General features: G+C 40.4%; 7 protein-coding genes. All 7 read right to left on the bottom strand.

The window, feature by feature from the left end; translation table 11 throughout:
* Positions 1-114: 114 nt before the first annotated feature.
* Positions 115-1,764 carry a (2,3-dihydroxybenzoyl)adenylate synthase gene (locus A4E54_RS08995; protein ID WP_286725711.1) on the bottom strand — a complete coding sequence of 550 codons (1,650 nt, stop codon included), beginning with the start codon at positions 1,762-1,764 and terminating at the stop codon, positions 115-117.
* Between the two features lie 424 nt (positions 1,765-2,188).
* Positions 2,189-3,034 (bottom strand): 3-hydroxyacyl-CoA dehydrogenase family protein, encoded by an 846-nt coding sequence (locus tag A4E54_RS09000; protein ID WP_240084393.1) that lies wholly within the window; start codon positions 3,032-3,034, stop codon positions 2,189-2,191.
* Positions 3,035-3,148: 114 nt separating this feature from the next.
* The gene (locus A4E54_RS09005; RefSeq protein ID WP_240084392.1) at positions 3,149-3,559 is read right to left on the bottom strand and encodes a VOC family protein; all 411 of its coding nucleotides are present in this window, start codon (positions 3,557-3,559) and stop codon (positions 3,149-3,151) included.
* 102 nt (positions 3,560-3,661) lie between these two features.
* Complete coding sequence (locus A4E54_RS09010) at positions 3,662-4,441, bottom strand: enoyl-CoA hydratase/isomerase family protein (RefSeq protein ID WP_286725714.1); 780 nt, start codon at positions 4,439-4,441, stop codon at positions 3,662-3,664.
* Positions 4,442-4,878: 437 nt separating this feature from the next.
* Positions 4,879-4,998: a hypothetical protein gene (locus tag A4E54_RS09015; RefSeq protein WP_312038104.1), complete on the bottom strand. Its 120-nt coding sequence runs from the start codon at positions 4,996-4,998 to the stop codon at positions 4,879-4,881.
* Between the two features lie 258 nt (positions 4,999-5,256).
* Positions 5,257-6,753, bottom strand: coding sequence for a threonine synthase (gene thrC / locus A4E54_RS09020; RefSeq protein WP_240084398.1), 1,497 nt, complete (start codon positions 6,751-6,753; stop codon positions 5,257-5,259).
* A 171-nt stretch (positions 6,754-6,924) separates the two neighbouring features.
* Positions 6,925-8,033, bottom strand: a 1,109-nt coding sequence (locus tag A4E54_RS09025) for a hypothetical protein (protein ID WP_286725716.1), incomplete at its 5' end; no start/stop codon positions are given.

Raw genomic sequence — 8,033 nt, forward strand, 5'->3', positions numbered from 1 at the left:
GCCAAACCAATCTGTTTTTCAAAGAAAGATTCTTGAATTTAACAGGTGAAAGTATTTTCATAAAATAACCCCTCCTAAAATAAATTAAAACAAAACTTGTAGTAAAATCCTTAATTACAAGTTTTCTTTTGCTAATTTTTGTTCTATCAATAACCTCAAGTCTTTTTTAGACACTTTTCCAATGTTCGTCAGCGGGAAGGAATCGACTATTTCTAAGCGCTCGGGTAATTTAAAGCTGGCCATTTGCTTATCCTTCAGGAAACTGATTAATTCTTCAAACGTTAATGTTTCGTTATCTTTCAGGATTACAAATGCGCAGCCTTTCTCACCCAGAACAGGATCGGGCATTGCTACCACTGCCGCGTTTTTTACTTTTGGATTGGCTAAAATCAAATTCTCTACTTCTTCTGCACTGATTTTTTCGCCGCCTCTGTTAATCAAATCTTTCTGGCGACCTTCAATCACCAGACACCCTGTTCCAACGTCCCAGCGGACAACGTCTCCTGTTCGATAAAAGCCATCGGGCGTAAATGAGCGGGCATTAACTTCTGGCGAGTTAAAGTATCCCTGAATTGTATATGGTCCCCGGCATAACAATTCGCCGATTTCCCCGGGTTTGAGATCTCTGCCTTCTTCGTCAACAATGCGAACTTCGTCGGCCGGGGAAAGGGGCTTGCCAATGGTCTCCAGTTCTTTCGGGTTATCCGGGTCACTCATTGTTACCATGCCTTCTGCCATACCGAACTGAAGGAATAAGGTACATCCCGCTAATTCGGCGTTTACTCTTTTGGCTACTTCCAGATTTGTCTTAGACGCTCCTGAAATAATGCAAAACAGTGATGATAAATCGTAATTTTTTCGCTCAGGGAAATTCAGAATATTAATAACCAGCGTTGGAACCAGGGGCAAAATAGTTATTTTTTCTTTTTCAACTAATTCACACATTGCCTGGGCAGCAGTCGATTGGGCCAACACAACGGTTCCGCCGTACAAAAGTGTCCCCAAAACGCCTGGGCAGGACATACTCATGTTATGAGCCATCGGGGCAACAGCCAGGTATCTGGAGTATTTATTCATACCGACATACATTGCATTAATTTTGCAATTGTACACGTAATCGTTGTGAGTCCTCGGTATTATTTTGGGTATGCCTGTTGTCCCTCCTGACAACAGTAAAAGAGCTACTTCTGAAGGGTCCGGTTTGGCTATCTCCGGCCCGTTTGTTGTCTCTATATCCATAACATTACCGAGCAAGGTACTGATTAAAGTTTGGCCCTCATTCGCCGTCACACCTGCAACAATTACTTTTTCAATTGAGGGAACTGCCTCCTGCACTTCTTTAGCTAATTCGGGATAACTAAACCCTCTGTATGTGTCAGGAATTATATACGCCTTGGCCTTGCTGGCCGTGGCTAAGCCGGAAATCTCGCCAAACCTGTGCTGCGGAAGACTCAAAACGGGTATTATTCCTGCTTTAATTAAAGCTAAAAAGCAGTAGACAAACTCGGGCACGTTTGGCAACTGGATAATAACAGTATCCAGTGGCTTCAACCCGGCTGACAAGAAACTCTTCGCCAGATGATCGGTAATGATTCTTAGCCGATCATAGGAAATTCTTACATCATTGCAAACCAATGCTTCCCTTTTCGGAAAAAACTCAGCTACCCGATCAAATGCATCACCAATGCTGACATTCTCCCAGTAACCCTTCTTGATATAATTCTCCCGGAGCTTTTCCGGCCATTGCAGAGCACCTTCTAACATAAAAGACCTCCTCCCTATAACTTGATAACAAAAGACCTAGTTAAAATTCCTCTTTAACACCTCCTTGCCAATCATAACTGCAATATTTATGCCAACCCGAAAAACCGCGTATTTACAGATAATTTGGATATATGTGTTTAATACTAGTGTTCAGTTTTGTAACTGTCAAGGAACCTATTTCAAAGATTCGCTAATTATTCACACATTTGTCCACTTTATTTACAGTGTAGCAATTTAAAACATAAATAAAACTTGTTCATATGCTATTAAATGCTAATTCGATTGAACCTAAAAAAGGCCGCTACCTAATTAGCATTTAAATCGTAAACATTTTTCAATATACTAATAAACTAAAATTACCCTGTAAAACAAAAGATACTGCAATTTATTCCTGCAGGACCTTTTGTTTATCCAAGATATAAGTCTAATACTTATAAAATCCCTGCCCTGTTTTACGCCCCAAATGACCGGCATTAACCATTTGTTTAAGAATAGGGGCCGCCTTAAATCTGGGACCAAATTCTTCTTCACAAATCTGCATAACAAATACACAAACATCAATGCCTATTAAATCCATAAGGGCACAAGGTCCCATAGGCATATTGGCACAATAAATCATATTATCATCGACATCTTTGGGGGAATTGCCGTTCATAACAGTATAAGCCGCTTCATTACAATATGCCTGCAAAAGCCGGCTGCTAATAAACCCGGCATAATCCATAGCAATAGTCGGTACTTTATTCAGGCTCTTGGTAAATTCAACGGCCTTATCAAGGGTTTCCTGAGAGGTCACTCTGCCTTTAATCAATTCTACGCCCTTCATCATGGGTACAGGGTTCATAAAATGTATCCCAGCCACCTGTTCGGGACGCTTGGTTGCCGCTGCGATGGCAGTAATGGGAAGTGAGGACGTGTTGGACCCTAAAATTGCATGAGCAGGCGCCAACTTGTCAATTTCTTCAAATACCTTCACTTTCAGGTCAATTCTCTCGGGCACTGCCTCTATAATTAAATCAGCGCTTGAAACTGCGTCCATAGAAGTCGCAGTAGTAATCCTTCCAAGGATGTTCGCTTTTTCATCAGCTTTGATTTTATTTTTTTCAACCAGTTTCGATAAACTCTTTTCTATTGTTTTCAGGCCCTTGGCTAAAAAATCATCGCTAATATCCCGCATGACAACTTGATATCCGGCCTGAGCTACAACCTGGACAATACCATTACCCATTGTCCCGGCTCCTAAGACAACAACCTTATTTATTTTACTCAATTTAATTCCTCCTTTTTTTACGTAGGCTATGCAGACTTTACCTTTATAGCTTGTCAAGACTTCCATCACTATTCCTTAATTTCTTCAGGATCTCTTCTTACGCTTTGTTATAAACTATTTTTTCGCATCCGGGTCGTATACCTCGAATTGGACACCGTGAGTCGACTTGGGGTGGATAAAATTAACAGTGCCAAAGCTTCCTGACATTGGTTTATCCATAACAAACATGGCTCCTGCTTCCTTCATTTTAACCATATCTTCCTCAACATTGTCCGACGCTAAGGACATCAAAAAGAATCCCTCTCCTTTGGAGGCGACAAATTTCGCAATTGCAGTGCCTTCCTCCCCGGCGAGTAATTGGAGAATAAAACCATTAATGTCAAAGGCGGCCCCTTTAAGTCCCGGCATTGCAAAATCTTTATCGCCCAACATTTTAGGTTGTCGCCCCAGCAGGTCAGTATACTTTTTTACTGCAACATCCAAATCTTTAACAGCTATATTAACACCTCGTACACCCTTAAACACAAAAATCCCTCCATTTATTTTTTAATTTAAATTACTTTTTTTGTTTTACGAAAACTCTCATCGTTTTTGTTTTCTTTTCTTCGCGTCTCCTTTCTTGTCATATTACTTCCCTCTAAAAACGGGTTTCCGCTTTTCTAAAAATGCTGCGGTTCCTTCTTTAAAGTCTTCAGAAGCGGCAATCAATCCAAAACCCTGGGCTTCATGCTGAAGTAATGATTCCATGTCATTGGTGGCTAAATTTGTAATTTGCTTGATAGTCTTAAGCACTAACGGTGATTTTTGGGCTAACTGTTCGGCTAAATTATAAGCTTCCTCAAGAACTTGCTCAGCCGGTACTGCTTTATTAACCAAACCAAGCTCCGCAGCATCTTTTCCACTGATAAGATTTCCAAGACAAAGTATTTCTTTGGCTTTTAACGGGTTAATAAGGAGAGGAAGCTTAGCAGTACCTCCTCCCCCTGGGATGGCGCCGATATTTACTTCTGAAAAACCCATCTTGGCATCTTCAGCCACGATCCTGAAATCACAAGCAATCATTAGTTCACAACCGCCGCCCAACGCATATCCTCTAACTGCCGCGACAACTGGTTTACTTAACTTTTCAAATCTGCCAAAACACTCCTGGAATCTTCTACTGTTGGCATAACCGGCAAAGCTGGAATTAACTTTGTTAACTTCCGAAATGTCCGCACCTACACAAAAAACTTTTTCGCTCCCGGAAACAATTACACACTTAATTTCTTCGGATCTCTCTGCTTCATCTAGGACCTTATGGATTTCATCCAAGGCAACCCGGTTAAGGGAATTCATCTTCGAAGGTCTATTTAAGGTAATTAAAAGTATTCCCTCTTTTAATACAGTTTCTATTGTCTCGTAAGCCATAATACTGCCCTCCATCTTAAAAGAATAACAAAATGAAAGTCCACAATTCCGAACGCTCCAATATTCTATGATAATGCAAGTTCCATGCCAACCTTCCAATCATAAGGGGTGCAGAAATATTATAGCTACAGTTATTTTCGTGCTAATGAACAATGAATATAGATTTATTAACCTACCAAACCCATCTGCTGACAATCAATAACGATTACATATAATTTCAATGAAATGTCCATTATTGTTGCATGAGTTCCCCAAAAGCTCGGATTACTGCTTTTAAATCCAGCGTTACCATTTGAAACAGTGTAACAATTTTGGACAACAAAAAATCAAGGTCCGTAAAGCGCATCCAAAGAAATGCCCAGGTTAATCCTTATACGGGTCCATCTTAAATATTAGGTTATTTTTGACATTTTTTATTGAGCCAAAGTGAGAAATTTTTAGTTGAATTCCCTGATTATTGCAACGGAATGAGCCGCAAACGCCTCGTTGAGTTCAATCAGATCAATTTGATCAAGAGGCATGCCTGTCTGCTTCAAAATCTTACGGGTTGATGCCACCGGTCCAATACCCCTGATTTGGAGCGGAACACCGGCATAAGCGTCGTGAACAAACCCTGGTCATAGGTTTAATTCTTAATTCCTTGACAGGTAAATATGGCAACCGTATGGCAGATCGGCAGTAGGCATGGCCCTCGAACCACTATATCCACGGTACCAATATCCATCTTCGTTTTACCCAGCAGATACACGCTTAGTAATCCAGACCTGCTTCGGCCATTAGTTTTGTTCTATCAATAACCAAACATCTATGTAGTGTTACTTCAATTGTAAAATCTCATCCACAATAACTCTAATTTGATTCTTCTCACAAACCAGCTCATGGAGAACCTGTCTCTTGTCTAAATCCTTAAGTCCAGGATGAATTTCCATACCCGTCAATAGGTGCAGTTCATCTAGAATTTGAAACTCATCCTTTCCATATAAAGCTTCTTTGTCTTTTATAGCTTCAACTACTGCGGAATTAAACTTATATGGGTTAGCAGTAGATGTTACAACAGTGCATGTATTGTCGCCAGTCTTTTCAACATAATCCTGGTAAACCTTAACTCCCACAGCAGTATGGGTATCCAAGACATAATCATTGCTTTCAAACACTTCTTTTATAGTGGAAAGGGTATTCTCTTCGGTCGCAAACCCTGCCCAAAGAATTTCTTCCATAATCTTTTTAGTCCTCCGGTCCACCTCAAAACAACCCTTCTCCCGCAGATCGGTGAACCATTGGTTTATTTTATCTTTGTCATGATTAGTAATTTCAAATAAGAACCGTTCCAGATTGCTGGAAATCAAAATATCCATAGAAGGACTGTTTGTGGTAAAGAAACTCCGGTTTCGGTTATAGAATCCTGTATCAAAAAAATCCGTTAAAATCTTATTCTCGTTTGAAGCGCAAACTAGTTTGTTTATCGGCAAACCCATTTGTTTCGCATAATATCCCGCCAGTATATTTCCGAAGTTTCCTGTGGGAACCACAAAATTAACCTTGTTTCCTGCTTTTATATCCCCTGACATGCAAATATCCGCATAAGCCGAGAAATAGTAAACAATCTGGGGTAACAGCCTCCCCCAGTTAATCGAGTTAGCAGAAGAAAGTTCAAACCCTTTCAAATTCAACACTTGATTATATCCTTCATCTCCAAAAATGTCTTTAATAGCGTTCTGGCAATCGTCAAAATTCCCCTTTACAGCAACAACATAAGTATTGTCACCGTCAGTGGTAGACATCTGGAGTTCCTGAACCTTACTAACTCCCTCATAAGGATAAAAAACTATAATTTTTATTCCAGGCACGTTTTTAAAACCTTCCAGGGCCGCTTTTCCGGTGTCCCCGGAAGTGGCTACCAATATTACAATCTCATTGTCAGCCTTAACTTTTTTCAATGCCAATGAAAGAAAATGCGGCATAATTTGTAGGGCAATATCCTTAAAGGCAGCGGTAGGACCATGCCAAAGTTCCAATATGTAAGTACCATCTTTTAACCTTTGAAGAGGCGCTATTGATTGTCCAAAATTATTTTCATTATACGCATTTAATATACACTGGGTGATTTCATCTGTAGAATAATCACTCATATAAAGCCTAATGATTTTCTTGGCAATTTCCTGATATCTTAGTCCGATCATACTGTTGATTTCATCTTTGCTAAGTGTCGGGATTTGCTCTGGGACAAACAGTCCCCCAGCCGGCACCATTCCCAGTTTAATAGCTTCTGCTGCCTGAACCTTATCAAAGTTTCCTCTGGTACTAATGTACATCTCCCTTACTCCTTTCCTCTCCCCAAATTGTTTACCTTTATATCTTAACACACCGACCATTCCATGTTTGTGATCGTTGATACTGCTAACAGCTGATTGGGCACCAGCTTGGCTGGTGCCCAATCCCGTTCGATATTAACACATGTAATTAATGTTTACTTTTTTCACTAATCAACCTTTAATTACATTTTTGTCATCCTCCGGACCGGGGTCCTGAACCTGTGGAATTTCCTCAGGCCCTATGGGCGGAGCAGGAGGTGTGAGTGGAGCTTTTAACCAAAAGAAATTATGCACCAGTAACAATATCGCAACCACATGAAGTGTATAGAATACCCCGACACTTGATATATCAAACGGTAACCCGGCTGCAGTAGCTTTCGCCAAAACTGGTTGAAGTATGCACCTTAACAGAGGAATCCAAATAGCTGTCATTACGGCAACTATTATAAGATTATAAATACCTCGTACAGGCTGAGCATATTTGGCATTAGGATGATAAGCAAATATAACGCTATGAAATAGTGTCCATCCAATAATTGATCCGGCTACGGCAGCAAAAGACACGCTTGGACTCATAAAATTTAACGTAGTGGTCCATGAAAAATACCCCAAAAGAACAACTACTATGGTTAAAACAATCTGGCCAACAGGCTCGCCTAATTTGTAAAAAGGATAATTCTGCATTGATAAGCCGAATATTTGTATCCAGGCAATAATCCATATGGCTAAGCCAAACATAAAGTCGACTTGAAACAAACCTTTTGGATCAAACGGTGCACCAACCCATGCTGTATCCTTAAAATTGGCTAAAATCGACCAAACAATACCGGTAACCACTAAGATGATCACAGCACCGCCAATTAGATTTACCATGCCGGATTTTTTGGCAATTGGGTAGGCGCCCCAACTTAATGCATACCAAAGCGTAGTCATAAACAGCAGTATTCCAAAATTCATGGTTACAGGAAATAGAGGAGTCCCCGGCCAGCCCTTGGTAACTACCAGCATAGTTATTATAGACAATACTATCCATAATAAGGTCATGCAGATACCCGGTACTGATTTGCTCATACCCGGTTTCCAAATGCCCTCTGGAGGGGCAACAGGCCAACCTCTGCCAATTGCCCCTAGAGCCATTACATAGAATAACCCAAAAAACGATATGGGCAAATATATTGTATAAAAAGTGTTCGCTGGGACCAAATACATAATTAACCAACCGATAATCATGGCAACAATGAACTGTATTAGACTTTCTTGAAAAGTCTTCGCCATTAAAT

It is taken from the genome of Pelotomaculum sp. PtaB.Bin117, from assembly GCF_002067195.1.
GTDB lineage: Bacteria > Bacillota > Desulfotomaculia > Desulfotomaculales > Pelotomaculaceae > Pelotomaculum_D > Pelotomaculum_D terephthalicicum.

Coding starts and splice junctions, on each gene's coding strand:
- thrC (WP_240084398.1), bottom strand. CDS start 6,753: ATGTACATTAGTACCAGAGGAAACTTTGATAAGGTTCAGGCAGCAGAA.
- A4E54_RS08995 (WP_286725711.1), bottom strand. CDS start 1,764: ATGTTAGAAGGTGCTCTGCAATGGCCGGAAAAGCTCCGGGAGAATTAT.
- A4E54_RS09010 (WP_286725714.1), bottom strand. CDS start 4,441: ATGGCTTACGAGACAATAGAAACTGTATTAAAAGAGGGAATACTTTTA.